Origin of the sequence: Hymenobacter sp. APR13 (assembly GCF_000737515.1) — a bacterium.
In the GTDB taxonomy this organism is placed as follows: domain Bacteria; phylum Bacteroidota; class Bacteroidia; order Cytophagales; family Hymenobacteraceae; genus Hymenobacter.
Genome location: NZ_CP006587.1, coordinates 705,408 through 721,201 on the forward strand (window position 1 = coordinate 705,408; position 15,794 = coordinate 721,201).

A 15,794-nucleotide genomic window follows, 5' to 3' on the forward strand; every position below is an offset into this window, starting at 1 on the left:
ACCTTTGCGCCCCGGCTGCTGGCCTCGGCAGCGGCGGAATCTGCGAAATAATCAGCGAAACCTGTGCTTAAGAACGACCTCCTCCTCCGTGCCGCCCGTGGCGAAGAAACCGAGCGCACGCCCGTGTGGCTGATGCGCCAGGCTGGCCGCATCCTGCCCGAATACCGCGCATTGCGCGCCCGCCTCAGCGGCTTCAAAGAGCTGGTAGAAACGCCCGAGCTGGCCGCCGAAGTCACCATTCAGCCCATCGACGCGCTGGACGTGGATGCCGCCATCATCTTCTCCGACATTCTGGTGGTGCCCGACGCCATGGGCCTCACCTACGAAATGGTGGAAGCCCGCGGCCCGCTGTTCCCGGAAACCATCAAAAACGCGCAGGACGTGGCCCGCATGCGCATCGCCGACCCCGAGGAGCACCTCGGCTACGTGCTGGAAGCCATCCGCGTGACCAAGCGCGCCCTCAACGGCCGGGTGCCGCTCATCGGGTTTGCCGGCGCGCCCTGGACCATTCTGGCGTACATGGTGGAGGGCCACGGCTCCAAAACCTTCAGCAAGGCCCGCCGCATGCTGTATCAGAATCCGGCGCTGGCGCACGAGCTGCTCCGCAAAATCACGGCTACCACCATTGCCTACCTTAAGGCGCAGGTGGCCGCCGGCGCCAACATCGTGCAGGTGTTCGACTCGTGGGCCGGGATTCTGCCGCCCGCGCACTACAAGGAGTTCAGCACGCGCTACATTGCCGAAATCTGCGCCGCCATTCCGGAAGTGCCCGTGACGGTGTTTGCCAAAGGCGCTTTCTGGGCCGTGGAGGACTTCGCCCAACTCAACTGCCGTACCATCGGCCTCGACTGGAACCAGGACCCGCGCACCGTGCGCCCGCTCACCGGCGACAAAACCCTGCAGGGCAACCTCGACCCCTGCGCCCTCTACGGCACCCCGGACCAGGTGCGCGCCGCCACCATTGCCATGCTCGACCAGTTCGGGCCGCACCGCCACATTGCCAACCTCGGCCACGGCGTCTACCCTGACACCAACCCCGATAACGTGAAGGTGTTCATCGAAACCGTGAAGGAATACAGCACGCGGCTTAGGGCTTAGGGCTTAGGGCTTAGGGCTTAGGGCTTAGGGCTTAGGGCTTAGGGTGTATGAAAGAGGCCCCGCCGGGTTACGGCGGGGCCTCTTTTTCTCTCTACTTTTTTTCCATTCCCGGGCTCCAATCCCTAATTCCTAAGCCCTAAGCCCTACAACACCAACCCGGTTTCCTGGGCTTCGGCCAGTAGGAGGCTTTTTTCGATGGGCACTACGCCGGCCTGCTCGCACACGAGGCCGCCGCCGAGGTTGGCCAGCGCGGCCGTAACGGGCGCCGATATGCCCAGGGCCACGCACAGCGCCGCAATGCTGATAACCGTGTCGCCGGCGCCCGAAACGTCGGCAATGCTGCGTAGGTGGGCCGGCAGGTAGGTTTTGGCGAACTCGCCGTTTTCGATGAACACGCCGCGCTCCGACAGCGTCACAAGCACGTTGTCGGGCGTGAGCAGCTCGCGCAGGCGCGCCACAGCCGCCTCGAAGGCGGGCTGGTCGGCATCGTCAAAGGCCACGCCCAGGCCTTCGCGCAGCTCCTTCAGGTTGGGTTTGAACAGCGTGCAGTGGCGGTACGCTAGGAAGTTCTTCTTCTTCGGGTCGACGACGGTGGGGATGCCGCGCTGCCGGGCCAGGCTGATGAAGTGCTGAATGCTGGCCTCGCAGAGCACGCCCTTGTCGTAGTCCTCGAATACCACCACGTCGGCGCGGCTCAGCAACTGCTCGAAGCGGGCGGTGAGGTTGGCGTTTTCGGTGCTATTGAGGTCGGTTTCCACTTCGGAGTCGATGCGGAGCAGCTGCTGGCCGTGGGCCAGGATGCGCTGCTTCACGGTGGTGGGCCGGTGGCTGGAGCGCACCATGCCGTCGGGGGCGAGGCCGGTGGTGTGCAGCAGCTCCAGCAGCTGGTCGCCGCCCTGGTCGTCGCCGATGACGGCGCACAGCAGCGGCGTAGCGCCCAGGGCCTGCACGTTCAGGGCCACGTTGGCGGCGCCGCCCAGCCGCTGCTCGGTGCGGCTCACCGTCACGACGGGCACCGGAGCCTCGGGCGAGAGGCGCGCCGCCTTGCCCCACACGTAGGCATCCAGCATCACGTCGCCCACAATCAGGACGGTGAGGCCGTTGAAGGCAGCAAACAAATCGGGCAGGGACGTGGGCGCGGAGGCAGCAGCAGGCATTACAACAGGTTCGGGCATAAGAAGCCGCAAAGGTAGGAAGTAACGCGTTGCGCTGGCCGGGTGCCGAAAAAGCAGTAGCGCGAACTTTGTAGTTCGCGCCCCCGCGCCGCTTGAATGACTCCAACAGTGCGGAGACGCGCAAACGGCGCGGCGACGCGAACTACAAAGTTCGCGCTACTACCTGAGCTACTACCTCTACTACTTCAGCTTTACCAAGCTGTTTTTGATGCGGATGAAGGCTTCGCGCAGCTTCTCATCGGCGGCGGCGGTGCTGAACCGGATGCAGTTCGGAGCCCCGAAGGCGCCGCCATCCACTGCCGCTACGTGGGCATCGTGCAGCATAAACATGGCCAGGTCCGACGCGTTGCTGATTACCTTACCATCGGGGGTGGTTTTGCCGAAGCAGTTGCTCACGTCCGGGAAGACGTAGAAGGCGCCGCTGGGCGTGGGCGTGCGGAACCCGGGGATTTCCTGGCACAGGGCCAGCACCAGGTCGCGGCGGCGGCGGTAGGCAGCCACCATTTCGTCGGCGGAGCTGCGGCCGCCCAGCAGGGCCGCCAGGGCCGCGCGCTGGGCAATGGAGCAGGTGCCGGACGTAATCTGGCTCTGCATCTTCTCGCAGGCGCCGGCAATTTCCTTGTTGGCGGCCAAGTAGCCCACGCGCCAGCCCGTCATGGCGTAGCCCTTCGAAAAGCCGTTCACGGTAATCACCCGGTCTTTGATGGCCTCAAATTGGGCCATGCTCACATGCTCGCCCACGAAATTGATGTACTCGTAAATCTCATCGGCCAGCACGTGCACCTGCGGGTGGCGGGCCACCACCTCGGCAATGGCGCCCAGCTCCTCGCGGCTGAACACCGAGCCCGTGGGGTTGCACGGCGACGAGTACATGATGAGCTTGGTGCGCGGCGTAATGGCGGCTTCCAGCTCGGCGGCCGTCACCTTGAAGTCGTTTTCCAGTGAGCCCATCAGCGTGACGCTGGTGCCCTCGGCCAGGCGCACCATCTCCTCGTAGCTCACCCAGTAGGGCGCAAACACAATCACCTCGTCGCCGGGGTTGATGAGGCTGAGCACGGCGTTGGCCAGGGCCTGCTTGGCGCCCGTGCTCACCACAATGTTTTCGGGCTTGTAGCTGAGCTGGTTGTCGCGCTGCAGCTTGTCGCAGATGGCCTGGCGCAGCTCCGGGATGCCGGGCACCGGCGTGTAGAACGTGTAGCCGTCGTCGAGGGCCTTTTTGGCGGCGTCCTTGATGTACTGCGGGGTCTGGAAGTCGGGCTCGCCGAAGCTGAGGCTGATGACATCCACGCCCTGCGCCGCCAGCTCGCGGGCCTTTTTGGCCATGGCAATGGTCTGCGACTCCTGCATGGCCAGGATACGGTCGGAAAGAACAGAAGACGTGAGCGGGGCGGCGTCGGACATGCGGGAGGGGGAGTTTTGGGGTAGGGATGCGGGCAAAAGTACGGCGAAAGTAACGTAGGGCCTCAGCTGTCTGTCATTCCGACATTCCGCGAATCGAGCGGCGAGAGGAATCTGGACAACCTAGTTCAACCAGCTTTACCCAGATTCCTCCTGCTTCGGAATGACATACGTGCTACTCGGTGCCCAGCCAGCGGAAGCGGCGGAGCAGGATGCGCAGGTCGGTGCCGGGCTCGTAGTCTTTGGCATAGAGCAGCTCCAGGCGGCGGCGGGTGGCCTCGGTGAGCGGGCCGCGGGCCTGCACGCCGTCGGCCGGCGAGAGGATGGCGCGGGCCAGGCGCTGGGGCGCGGCGGCGTAGCGCAGCCCCACCCAGGTGCAGGAGCCGGCCAGCACCCGCCCGCAGTTGCGCAGAAAGCCGCCCTTATGCTGCTGAAACCCCAGCAGCAGCGGCGAGGCCAACAGTAGCACCAAGCTGGTGAAGATGTCGAGCAGGCGCTTGTTGCGCACCTGCTCGGGCCGGAACAGGTTCAGGGTGATATCCAGCGTGTAGTAGTCGCCAGGCGAGTCTTTGCTGGAGCTGCCGATGATGTACTCGCTGTCCTGGGGCAGGATTTTGTAGGCCACGGGCGGCTGCTGCGGCAAGCTTACCATCAGGCTGATAATCTGGCTGGCCGACAGGTCGCGGCCGCAGAAAATCAGCTCGTCGAGGGCGTAGATGCGGATGATGTCTTCCAGCTGCCGCACCTCACCCAACGCCTCGTCGGCGGGCCCGGCCGAAAGCAGCGGAGGCGCCGCCAGCGTAGCCGTGCTGCCCCCGGCCGCGTACGCACCTGGCGCGGCAGCCGCTACGGGCACGGCGGCTACTTCGGCGGCGGGCGTGATGAAGCCGATGATGCGGGCCTGCACGCCGGCCTGCTCCAGCAGGTGCCGCACCCGCAGGCTTTCCGCCCCGGAACCCACGATGGCCACGTTTTTCTGCCGCTTTTCACTCAGGCGCAAATCGTGGTAGCGCAGGAAGTGCGTGGCTAGGCGCCGCCCCACCAGCGCCACCACCGCCCACACGCCACCCAGGATAATGAGGGCCTTGGAGAAACGGTAGGCGTCGAAGAAGTTGCTGATGGCCGAAATCAGGACTGTGCCCACGAATATGCCGCGCACGATGCGGGCCGTTTTGGTGGGCTGGTCGTAGGCGCCGCTCAGGTAGGCCGAGGTCAGCCACACCACCAGGTAGGCCGGCACCGCCACCAGCATAAACTCCGGCGGGTAGTCGGTGCGCACGTATTTGTGGTTGTTTTCCCAGTAGTTTTTCAGGAAAAACATGCCGCCGTAAATCAGGCCGGCATCCAGCAAAATGGGCGCAGCCTGGGTGAGCAGCCGCATGGCCACCGCCGCTCCGGCCCGCAGCCAGATGGCGCCGTTGATGAGCAGCGAAAACAGGCCCGCCCGCCCGGGCGCAAAGTGCTTCTGCGCGAAAATCACCATGGCCCGGTAGAACACGAACACATAGTTGACGCTGGTGCGCTTGGTGCTTTCGCCCTTGTAATGGATGATGCGGGTGCCGGGGAAGTAATAGTTTTTCCAGCCGCCCTGCGTGATGCGGTACGAGAGGTCGATGTCCTCGCCGTACATGAAATAGTCTTCGTCGAGCAGGCCCACCTGGTCGAGGGTGGCCTTGCGCATGAGCATGAATGCCCCGCTGAGCACGTCTATTTCGTGGGACTGGTCCCGGTCGAGGAAGCCGAGGTGGTAGCGCCCGAAGCGGCGCGAGGCCGGAAACAGCCGCGCCAGCCCGAAGATCTTGTAGAACGCCACGCCCGGCGTGGGTAGGCCGCGCTTGCTTTCGGGCAGAAACTTGCCCTGGCCGTCCAGCATCTTCACGCCCAGCCCGCCGGCGTTGGGGTGCGCGTCCATAAACTCGCAGCAGGCCCGGAAGGTGTCTTCCTCCACCACCGTGTCGGGGTTGAGCAGCAGCTGGTACTCGCCGGTGGCCTGGCGCAGGGCCTGGTTATTGCCTTTGCTGAAGCCGGGATTGTCCTTGTTTTCGATGAGGATGACTTCCGGAAACCGGGCCTTCACCATAGCCACCGAGCCGTCCACGGAGTTGTTATCGACCACAAACACCTCCACCGGCTGCCCCAGCCGCTCCGTGGCCCGCCGCACCGACAGCAAGGCCTGCTCCAGAAAGTAGCAGACGTTGTAATTGACGATGACGACGGAAAGCTTCACGGATAGCGGCGGCATAGAGGGCCGAAAGGTAGCAACGATTGACCTCACCCCCTAGCCCCCTCTCCAAAAGAGAGGGGGGACTAGTTTCTAGTTTTGAAACTAGTTTTAGACTCGCTCATTAAAAAAACAAAAGCCCGTCGGAGTGTCCGACGGGCTTTTCTATGCTACTATTTTAAAGCTAGTCCCCCCTCTCTTTTGGAGAGGGGGCTAGGGGGTGAGGTCGGGCTACCGCGCCTGGCGCTGGCGTTCCACGATGCTGCGGCCCAGCGTGATTTCGTCGGCGTATTCCAGCTCGCCGCCCATCGGAATGCCGCGGGCAATGGTGCTGATGTGCACGCCCTCGAAGTCGCGGAGCTTGCGCGAGAGGTAGAAGGCCGTGGTGTCGCCTTCCATGGTGGGGCTGATGGCCAGAATCACTTCCTTGATTTCCGACTCCGGCCCGCTCATGCGCGCCACGAGGCTGTCAATCTGCAGGTCGCTGGGGCCCACGCCCTCAATGGGCGAAATGACGCCGCCGAGCACGTGGTAGGTGCCCTTGTACTGGCCGGTATTCTCGATGGCAATGACGTCGCGGATGTCCGACACCACGCACACGGTGCTATGGTCGCGGAGCTGGTTGGCGCAGATGGCGCACTCCGGCGTGTCGGAAATGTTGTGGCAGGTGTCGCAGTAGCGGATTTCGAAGCGCATCTTGGCCAGGGCCTCGGCCAAGGTGGCCGTGGTGTCGGCTTCGGCCTTAAGCAGGTGCAAGGCCAGCCGCAGAGCCGTCTTTTTGCCTACTCCGGGCAGCTTCGACAGCTCGCCCACCGCGTTTTCTATCAGCTTGGAAGGAAACTCCATTCAGTTGAATTGTTGGATTGTTTAATGGCTGGATGGCTGGCCGTTCTGCTCACGCGTTGAACGACCAGCCATCCAGCCATTAAACACTTGAGCCATTTAGAGGATATCCGCCGAAATTCCCCGGTCGTGGAGGGCGGTGCACATGGCGGCCAGTTCCTCGTATGCACCGTGCTTGACGGTGCACTGGCCTTTGTAGTGAATGAGGAGCGTGCACTGCTCGGCCTGTTCGGGCTGGTGGCCGCACACGTCCATCAGGGTTTTGATGACGTGGTCGAAGGTGTTGACGTCGTCGTTGTACACGATTAGGTCGCGCACATCGGTGGTTTCTTCCAGGAGCAGTACGTCTTCGTCGTACTCGATTAACGGCTTGCTGTTCATGGCGCAAAAATACGGAAAAACGGGCAGATAACCGGACTGCGGACACGTCACCCGGCCTGCTATAACCGATTCAGGCCCTGAATCGTTTCCGCATTTTGCCGGAACCTGCAGCGGGGCTGGCCGCCGCGGTGGCCGTGGGCGGACCGGCGCGGGGGCTCCGGGAAATCCGCCGTAATTTTCCGCTTTCCTACCCTCCTACCCTTCCCTACGCATGCGTAATTTCCCTTTGCGCCGGCTGCTGCTGGCGCTCCTGCTGGTAGCGGCGCAGCTGCCGGCGCTCCAGGCCCAGCAGAAGCGCCTGACCATGGCCGACGCCTTCCTCAACCGCAGCCTGCAGCCCGAAAACCTGCGCCAGCTCTCCTGGATTCCGGGCTCGAAAGACGAGTACAGCTACGTGCGCACCACCAACGGCCAGGACGAGCTGGTGCGCGGCAGCAACGGCACCGCCACCGCCGTTTTCTCGCTGGCCGAGTTGGGCCAGACACTACAGGCCGCCGGCGCCCCGACCGTAAAGGCGTCAGCGTTTCCGACCGTCACGTGGATGAGCCCACAGCAGGCGCTGCTGATGCGGGCCGGCAAAGTGTACCGCGTGGATGTGGCCAGCAAGCAAGCCACGGCCCTTTTCGGCTACGATCAGGCCGCCGAAAACGTGGAAATGGACCCCACCCACACGCGGGTGGCTTTCACCAAAGACCAGAACCTGTACGTGTCGCTGGCGGGCCGCGAAAACGAGGCCGTGACGCAGGAAACCAACCCCGCCATCGTGAACGGGCAGGCCGCGCACCGCTCGGAGTTCGGCATCACGAAGGGCACGTTCTGGAGCCCCACCGGCAGCCGGCTGGCCTACTACCGCATGGACCAGGCCATGGTGACCGACTACCTGCTGGTGGATGTTTCGGCCACGCCGGCGCAGGCCAAGCCGTTCAAATACCCAATGGCCGGCGACAAAAGCCACGAGGTGACGGTGGGCGTGTACGACCTGAACACCCGCAAAACGGTGTTTCTGCAAACCGGTGAGCCCAAGGAGCAGTACCTGACCAACATCAGCTGGAGCCCCGACGAGAAAAGCATCTTCGTGGCGGTGCTCAACCGCGGCCAGAACCAGATGCAGCTGCGGCAGTACGACGCCACTACCGGCGCCTTCGTGAAAACGCTGTTCGAGGAGAAATCCGACAAGGACTTCGTGGAGCCGCTGCACCCGCTGGAGTTCGTGCCCGGCCGCCCCGACCAGTTTCTGTGGCGCAGCCAGCGCGACGGCTACGAGCATATCTACCTCTACAGCACCAGCGGCAAGCTGCTGCGCCAGCTCACGAAAGGCCCGTGGCAGGTGACGGACGTGCTGGGCTTCGCTGATAACAACCGCGAAGTGGTGTTCCAGAGCACGGCCGCCAGCCCGCTGCAGCGGCGGGTGTACGCCGTGAAGCTCAGCGGCGGCAAGCTGCGCGAAATCACGCGGGAAACCGGCACGCACACGGCCACATTGAGCCCTTCGGGCCGGCAGCTACTCGATGTGTTCAGCAGTACCAGCACGCCCCGCATCATTCGCACGGTGAGCGTGGCCGACGGCAAAACCGCCCAGACGCTGCTCACGGCCCCCAACCCCGTGGCCGAGTACCAGCTGGGTGAAACCAAAATGGTGACCCTGAAAGCCGCCGACGGCCAGACCGACCTCTACGGCCGCCTCATCACGCCGCCCAACTTCGACCCGGCCAAGAAATACCCCACCGTGGTGTACCTGTACGGCGGCCCGCACGTGCAACTCGTCACGGACTCGTGGCTGGGCGGCGCCAACCTCTGGATGCAGCTGATGGCGCAGAAAGGCTACGTGGTGTTCACCGTGGATTCGCGCGGCTCTGGCAACCGCGGCTCGGCCTTCGAGCGGGCCACGTTCCGGCAGCTGGGCACCGTGGAAATGCAGGACCAGCTCAAGGGCGTCGACTACCTGAAAAGCCTGCCCTACGTGGATGCAACCCGCATCGGCATTCACGGCTGGAGCTTCGGCGGCTTCATGACCACCACGCTGATGACGCGCAGCCCCGGCACGTTCAAGGTGGGCGTGGGCGGCGGCCCGGTCATCGACTGGCGTATGTACGAAATCATGTACACGGAGCGCTACATGGACACGCCCCAGGAAAACCCCGACGGCTACGCCCAGGCCAACCTGCTCAACCACGTGGATAAGCTGCAGGGCAAGCTGCTGCTCATCCACGGCACCATCGACGACGTAGTGGTGTGGCAGCACAGCCTCGATTACCTGAAAACCGCCGTCGACAAGGGCGTGCAGCTCGACTACTTCGTGTACCCAGGACATCCGCACAACGTTGGCGGCAAAGACCGGGTGCACCTCTACCAGAAAATCACCGACTACTTCGACGACAAGTTGTAGCCCGGTGAGCATTGAGAATTAAAGATTGACTGGCTGCCTGCCATAAACCGCGTATGTTTCTGCTGCGGCCGGTCAATTTTTAATTCTCAATTCTTAATTTTTAATTCCCCAGAAATGCCCGTTCCGTCCGCCGAATTCAAGCGCGCCCTCAAGAAGCTGTCCGACAAGGAAAAGGAGGCCCTGCTGCTGCGCGCCGCCCGCCGCGACGCCGAGCTCTACGATACGCTCTGCTACGAGCTGCTGCCCGACATAACCACCGAAACCGTGTTCGAGCAGGCCTCCGACCAGATTCACGAGCTGTTTGCGGTGGGCGCTACCGGCCGTTTGCTCAACCGCAGCCTCACCAAGGCCCTGGGCAAAGCCACCAAGGAAGTGGCCCGCGCCCGCCGCATCACCAAAGACAAGCGCCTGGAAGTGGACCTGAACCTGTACACCCTGCGCCACATCTTTGAGAACTACACCGGCCAGTTTGAGAGCATGTACGCCGGCTTCTATACCGGCACGGCCCGGCTGGCGGCCCGCACGGCCCAGCTGGTGCTCAACAACCTGCACGAAGACCTGTGGCTGGAGTACAAAGCCGAAATCGACGACTTTTTGCAGCAGCTGCACGCCCGCGCCAAAAGCCGCAGCCTCAAGTTTGAGCTGCCCCGCGAGCTGGTGCTGCCGGAGTAGCTTGGCGGTATCGGAATAACCGGTTACTTGCCGGAAAATATCCGCACTATGCCCCTATTCCGCTACCTGCCGGCTTTGCTGCTGCTCGGCGCCCTCCCCTCCTGCTCGTCCGACGGCCCCGCTGGGCGCCCGGCCAACGCCCCGGCCACCCAGGCGGCGCCCGATACGGCCGCCGTGCGCAAAGCCGCCCAGCAGTACCGCGTGCACTACAACACGCCCGTCAGCCTCGACAGCACCGACTATTACTACCAGCCCGTGTCGGTGGTAGCGCAGGACAACAGCCGCACCACCCGCCTGCTGGAAAGCAGTTCCTATTATGACGGCGCAAGCAGCAGCTCCGACCGTATTCTGGGCACCTGCTACAACGTGCTGTTTTTTCGGCGGAGCAGTGCGCAGGCCGAGCAGGCGCTGCTGCCGCACGGTCGCTTCGTTGTCACCGAAATCGACGACGCAAAGAAGCCCGACAGCCGCTGGCCCTACCTGTTCTATACCATCCTGAAGGCCGATACCAACGCCGACGGCCACCAGGACCAAGAAGACGCCAGCGCCCTGTTTGTATCGGACCGCAGCGGCCAGCAGCTGCGCCAGCTCACCCCCGACGGCACCCACCTGGAAAGCCGCCTGCTGCTGCCCGGCACCAGCCTGCTGCTGGTGGAGGTGCGCCCCGACACCAACCACGACCGGGAATACACCCACGCCGACGGCACCTACTGGCTGCGTTTCGATTTGCGCAACCTAGCCGTGGCCCCCGTGCGGCAGCCTTCCCCGGCCCTCGCCAACACGCTGCACCAGCAGATGCTGGAACGCCAGAGCCGCAACCAGTAAAGACCAAACGCACAAAAAAAGCCCCTCCGGCAGCTGCCAGAGGGGCTTTTTAACGCAATGCCGAATCATCCATTCAACGGCATTCCGCCAGCAGAATTACTGCTTGGCAATAACGTTGAAGCTTAGCGTGAAGTCATCCATGATGGCCTTGTCGCCGATGCTTTCGAAGAACGACTTGGAGCCGTACTTGATGTCGAACTTGGTACGGTCGATGGTAGCCGTGCCGCTGGCCGAAGCTACGCCGCCTTTCACGCCTACTTTAGCGGGGAAGCTGATGCTCTGGGTGATGCCTTTGATGGTCAGGTCGCCGGTGATGGTGGCGTTGTTGCCGGCCGCGTCGCCTTTCAGGGCGGCTACTTTCGTGATTTTGAACGTCGAGGTAGGGTTCTTCTCAATGCTGAAGAAATCCTCGGAGCGCAGGTGGCCCACCAGCTTGCCGTTGTATTCGGCTTCCTTGATGTCCTCTACTTTCAGCGAGTTCATGTCCACCGTGAACATGCCGCCCACAATCTGGGTGCCGCGCACCAGCACGGTGCCGTCTTTGAACTGAATGTTGCCGTTGTGCTGGCCGGTTACTTTTTTGCCTACCCAGCCCAGCGTGCTCAACTGCGGCTGCAGCTTGTACGACTTATCGGCTGCTTTGCTGGTGCGGGCAGCGGCAGCAGCCGTGGCAGGGTTGCCAGCATAAGCCGGAGCGGCCAGCAACGAAACAGCAATAAGAGCGGGCAAAAGGAGCTTTTTCATGGTTTTTGAAAAAAGAAAGGTGTGTGGGGAGTAAACGAAACGAGTGGGGAGCCTAATCCCGGATTTTATCGAGCAGGGCACTGAGCTGCGTGGCCTCCTCTTCCGTGAGGTTGTGCAGCCCGATGGGCTGCTCCTGCATCACCAGGTCCATGCGCTGCAGCAGATCCAGGCCGGCATCGGTGATGCAGATATCCACGGCGCGGCGGTTGCTGGGGCATACGGTGCGCGTCACGAGGGCCTTGCTTTCCAGCTTGTCGACGATGCGGGAGGCGTTGCTGGTTTTGTCCAGCATCCGCTCTATCAGCAGGTTGACGGTGGATGGCTTGGGGTGCTGGCCGCGCAGAATGCGCAGAATGTTGAACTGGGGCAGCGTAACGCCAAACGATTTGAAAGCCGCGGCCTGCCGCTGCCCCAGCCAGCCCGCCGTGTACATCACATTGATGTGGGCTTTCTGATGGGAGTCGCGGAAAACTGTCTGCTTGATTTCGTCCTCAATTTTCATGGCCGGCATTCGCTGCGGGGAAATAGTGATGCAAATATATGTACATACATTTTATGTAGCAACACTTGTTCCCGTGAAATATTTTTCTTTTTGTGTGGCTGGGCGTTCCAGCCTTTTGGCGCAGGCTCTCGTAAGCAGAAGCCTTTCCCCATTCCAGGCACTCTATTATATGAAAAACCCTGCTTTCCTGGCAGTTGCGGCGTTACTGGCCGTGGCTGCGCCTCATGCCGGCACCGCCCAAACGAAAACCACGCCGAAAACCGCCGCCGCCAGCACCGACCAGTATGTGATGCACGATGCCGAAGTGCTGCTCCGGCAGGGCACGCGCCTCACGCCGCTCACCAAAAACGTAGTACTGCCCAACGGCACGAAGGTAAATTATAAGAGCGGCATTGTGGAATTTCCGACGGGCAAGAAAACCACGCTCCGCGAAGGCGACTACGTAACCAGCGCCGGCGACATCGTGTTTGCCACGCCCGCCAGTGCCGCCGCCGCCCGCGGCGACAACTCGGTGCCGGCCGGCGCGCAATACACGCCCTACGTGCAGAAAGGCGCCGCGCCAACGGCACCGGCCACCACCACCGTCACGGCCATCGGCACGCCCAACGACCTGACGTCGTTGCTGACCCGTAAGGTGCAGCTGCTCACCGAGAAGATCAGCCTGATGACCCCCAACCCGGCCAACCAGGCGGCCATCAACAGCCTCAACCAGCAGCTGCAGCAGCTGGATGCCCAGATCGGGCGCTGACAGCCGCTCCACGGCCAGCCTTGCCTTCTGAGTGGAAACCGCGCGCGGCCTGGGCCGGGCGCGGTTTTTTCGTTTCGGGCGGCGGGCAGTTGGTGGGGTCAGCGGGGGTATTCGTCCGGAAAACAGGGCTGCCAGGCTAAGAATTGTCGAATAGCTATGTTCTGCTGTACTATTCTTGTATCATTGTGCCATTATTTTCCGAACCCTACCAAACACATGCACCGTCACTTACTTTCTCTCTCCTTCCTGCTGCTGCTCTCTGCCCCCACGGCGCTGCTGGCCCAATCATCTGCCGGCACGGCAGCCTCCCCGGCCAAGGCCCAGTACTTTGTGGTACAAGACCACGAAGTGATGCTGCGCAAAGACGACAAGGTGATGCCGCTGTCCAAGAACGTGGTACTGCCCAGTGGCGCCAAGATCAACTACAAAAGCGGCATCATTGAGTATCCGGACGGCCGCAAGACTGCCCTCAAGGAAGGCGACATCGTGACGATGAGCGGCGACGTGGTGGCCAGCCTGCCAAACCGCCGGCCGGCGGAAGCCGTGGCCGCGGCCCCTGCCACGCCAGCTCCGGCTGCCGCCACCGCCCCTGCGGCTGCTCCCACGCCGGCCCCGGCTGCTCCCGCGCCGGCCGCCGCAACCGCCCCGGCCATGCCGGCCTTCACGTACAAGGCCGCCGAGCCGGTGAACGGCAAGCTGCGGGGCGTGGTGGAGCTGGGCGCCAGCGGCTTCAACTCGTTTATCGTGCGCATGGATGCCCAGCGCAACTGGAAGCTGGAGCGCGCCGACTTCGGCTACAGCCTGATCATGGAAAACCTGGCCACCAGCGACGACGTGCGCAAGGGCCTGAAAGCCTACATCGGGCAGATGCTCGACTACGGCGTACCGGGCAACAACATCTACTTCGTGGTTAGCTCGGGGGCGCAGAAGGCGGAGGTGACGCAGAAAATCATTCGCGGCCTCAAGGAGCTGAACTACGTGGTAAACACCGTGACGCCGGAGCAGGAAGGCCAGCTGGCGCTGCGTGCGGCCCTGCCGGCAGCCTACGCTTCCCGCGGTTTCGTGCTGGACATCGGCTCCGGCAACACCAAGATTTCCTGGCTGCAGAACGGCACGCCCCAGTCGGTGGAAGCCACGGGCTCGAAATACTACGAAGCCGGCACGCCCGACGAGAAAGTAGCCACCGAGGTGCAGGCCAAAGCCGCCCAGGTGCCGGATGCCCTGCGCACCACCTGCTTTATCATCGGCGGGGTGCCGTATGAGCTGGCCAAGCCGCTGCGCAAAGGCCAGGAGCGCTACACGGTGCTGAATGCGCCGGAAGCTTACAAGCAGCTGGAAAAAGCCAAAACCAAGGCGGGCGTGAACATCTACAAGGCCGTGCGCGAAGCCACCGGCTGCCAGCAGTTCGTCTTCGACTGGGATGCCAACTTCACCATCGGCTACCTGCTCTCGCTGAAATAGCCGTCCGGCCCAGCCCGGTATGGCCCGGCGCCCCTGGCAACCGCTCTGCAGCGGATTGCTAGGGGCGCCGGTGCGTTTAGGCGGGTGCAGCCCCGGCGCTACAGCGTGGCCGGCAGTACGGCCTGGGCGTGCAGCTGCCCGGCCTGCTCGCGCACCAGCCCAAACGGCTCGTCACGGAGGATTAGCAGGCCGTCCAGGTCGCAGATGCCAGCCAGCCCGCTCAGCTGCAGCGCCGACCAGATGCCCAGCGACGTTTCTACCATGCAGCCCATCATGGTTTGCAGGCCGTGGGCCTGGGTTTCGCGCAGAATGCGCAGGCCGTTGCGGTAGCCGCCGGCCTTCATCAGCTTCATATTGACACCGTGAAACTGCCGGGCAATGTCGGCGAAGTCGGCCGCGTCGGTCACCGACTCGTCGGCGAACAGCGGCCAGGGCGTGCGGGGGTGCAGGTAGCGGTAGGCGGCGGCCTCGGCGGCGGGCAGCGGCTGCTCCAGCAGGCGCACGCGCAGGCCGGGCAGCGGGGCGGCCTGCTCCACAAACCGCAGCAGGGCATCGGGGTCGGTCCAGGCCTCGTTGCCGTCGATGATGAGGGGCCGGCCGGGCAGCACGCGCGTGACTTCGCGCAGCAGCTCGTAGCCCATTTCCTGGTTCACCTTGATTTTGAGTAGCGCAAACCGGGCCATGTCGTGCTCCTGCAGAAAACCGGCCACGGCGCTCGGCTCCATGATGGGCAGCGTGAAGGCCGTAGGCACGGCTGAGGCCGGCGCCGGCACGCCCAGCCACTGCCATACCGGCTGGCCCGCCCGCGCCGCCTCCCAGTGCACCACCGCCGACTCCAGCGCAAACCGCAGCGCGTGCGCCACCGGCTGGCCGGCCAGAAACTCCTGCAGCGCGGCTTCCGAACTCACCCGGCCCAGGCCGCTTTGCAGCAGCGCCTCAAACTCAGCCTGCAAACCCGCTGGCGTTTCGCCGTAGCGCACGTTGGGAGCCGCCTCGCCGTAGCCTGCGGGGCCACCGGCCTCGTCGCGCACCTGCACCAGCAGGTTGGTTTTGGCGGTGGACGCGTTGCGTGAGATTTTCCAGGTGAACCGCAACGGCAGTTCGAGAGCAGTGAGCGACCAGATGGGCATACTTGTGTAATTATCAGGTGTTAGTTGTCAGTCGTTGCTTGACGGTTGCTGGTTGCAGAAAAAGTAGCCGTAGCCCATATCAGCCGACAAAAGCTAACCACCGCCTGTCGACTCACGACCGACAGCGAGCACCTGCCAGCTGACAACTATCCCTTGCTAATCGGGCGGCAATAACCGAAAACCAGAAACTAGAAACCAGAAACTACCTTT

Annotated in this window: 14 protein-coding genes; 6 read left to right on the forward strand and 8 right to left on the reverse strand. The window is 63.2% G+C overall.

The annotated features are described in order from the left end of the window. Window positions 1-63: 63 nt before the first annotated feature. On the forward strand, window positions 64-1,098 hold the full coding sequence (gene hemE, locus N008_RS02930) for a uroporphyrinogen decarboxylase (protein ID WP_044013616.1): 1,035 nt from the start codon (window positions 64-66) through the stop codon (window positions 1,096-1,098). Window positions 1,099-1,241: 143 nt separating this feature from the next. On the opposite strand, the gene N008_RS02935 is transcribed toward hemE, so the two are convergent. From N008_RS02935 to N008_RS02955, 5 genes are all read right to left on the reverse strand, one after another. Next, a complete protein-coding gene (locus N008_RS02935) occupies window positions 1,242-2,273 on the reverse strand; it encodes a bifunctional heptose 7-phosphate kinase/heptose 1-phosphate adenyltransferase (protein WP_231569772.1) in 1,032 nt (343 codons plus the stop codon). 180 nt (window positions 2,274-2,453) lie between these two features. Beyond that, entirely contained in the window at window positions 2,454-3,674 is a 1,221-nt protein-coding gene (locus N008_RS02940; RefSeq protein ID WP_044013619.1) for a pyridoxal phosphate-dependent aminotransferase, read from the reverse strand. Between the two features lie 172 nt (window positions 3,675-3,846). Then, on the reverse strand, window positions 3,847-5,913 hold the full coding sequence (locus tag N008_RS02945) for a glycosyltransferase family 2 protein (protein ID WP_044013621.1): 2,067 nt from the start codon (window positions 5,911-5,913) through the stop codon (window positions 3,847-3,849). A gap of 210 nt (window positions 5,914-6,123) precedes the next feature. Next, window positions 6,124-6,738: a recombination mediator RecR gene (recR, locus tag N008_RS02950; protein ID WP_044013624.1), complete on the reverse strand. Its 615-nt coding sequence runs from the start codon at window positions 6,736-6,738 to the stop codon at window positions 6,124-6,126. Window positions 6,739-6,834: 96 nt separating this feature from the next. After that, window positions 6,835-7,116 (reverse strand): ATP-dependent Clp protease adaptor ClpS, encoded by a 282-nt coding sequence (locus N008_RS02955; RefSeq protein ID WP_044013626.1) that lies wholly within the window; start codon window positions 7,114-7,116, stop codon window positions 6,835-6,837. A 211-nt stretch (window positions 7,117-7,327) separates the two neighbouring features. On the opposite strand from N008_RS02955, the gene N008_RS02960 reads away from it, so the two are divergent. The 3 genes from N008_RS02960 (at window position 7,328) to N008_RS02970 (ending at window position 10,999) form a co-directional block, all read left to right on the forward strand. Continuing rightward, window positions 7,328-9,502: a S9 family peptidase gene (locus N008_RS02960; protein ID WP_081910579.1), complete on the forward strand. Its 2,175-nt coding sequence runs from the start codon at window positions 7,328-7,330 to the stop codon at window positions 9,500-9,502. A 114-nt stretch (window positions 9,503-9,616) separates the two neighbouring features. After that, entirely contained in the window at window positions 9,617-10,174 is a 558-nt protein-coding gene (locus N008_RS02965) for a hypothetical protein (protein WP_044013631.1), read from the forward strand. 48 nt (window positions 10,175-10,222) lie between these two features. Continuing rightward, complete coding sequence (locus N008_RS02970) at window positions 10,223-10,999, forward strand: hypothetical protein (RefSeq protein WP_044013634.1); 777 nt, start codon at window positions 10,223-10,225, stop codon at window positions 10,997-10,999. 96 nt (window positions 11,000-11,095) lie between these two features. Here N008_RS02970 and N008_RS02975 read toward each other — a convergent pair whose 3' ends face one another. Together N008_RS02975 and N008_RS02980 are read right to left on the reverse strand one after the other, a co-directional pair. After that, window positions 11,096-11,743, reverse strand: coding sequence for a YceI family protein (locus N008_RS02975; RefSeq protein ID WP_044013636.1), 648 nt, complete (start codon window positions 11,741-11,743; stop codon window positions 11,096-11,098). A gap of 52 nt (window positions 11,744-11,795) precedes the next feature. Further along, window positions 11,796-12,254 (reverse strand): MarR family winged helix-turn-helix transcriptional regulator, encoded by a 459-nt coding sequence (locus N008_RS02980; RefSeq protein WP_316963300.1) that lies wholly within the window; start codon window positions 12,252-12,254, stop codon window positions 11,796-11,798. A 160-nt stretch (window positions 12,255-12,414) separates the two neighbouring features. Here N008_RS02980 and N008_RS02985 point away from each other — a divergent pair, with 160 nt between their 5' ends. Both N008_RS02985 and N008_RS21250 read left to right on the forward strand, forming a co-directional pair. Beyond that, window positions 12,415-12,993, forward strand: a complete 579-nt coding sequence (locus tag N008_RS02985) for a DUF6799 domain-containing protein (protein ID WP_044013638.1) — start codon at window positions 12,415-12,417, stop codon at window positions 12,991-12,993. A gap of 216 nt (window positions 12,994-13,209) precedes the next feature. After that, window positions 13,210-14,454 carry a DUF6799 domain-containing protein gene (locus N008_RS21250; protein ID WP_052381129.1) on the forward strand — a complete coding sequence of 415 codons (1,245 nt, stop codon included), beginning with the start codon at window positions 13,210-13,212 and terminating at the stop codon, window positions 14,452-14,454. A gap of 98 nt (window positions 14,455-14,552) precedes the next feature. Here N008_RS21250 and N008_RS02995 read toward each other — a convergent pair whose 3' ends face one another. Then, window positions 14,553-15,584, reverse strand: a complete 1,032-nt coding sequence (locus N008_RS02995) for a dipeptide epimerase (RefSeq protein ID WP_044013641.1) — start codon at window positions 15,582-15,584, stop codon at window positions 14,553-14,555. Window positions 15,585-15,794 lie beyond the last annotated feature (210 nt).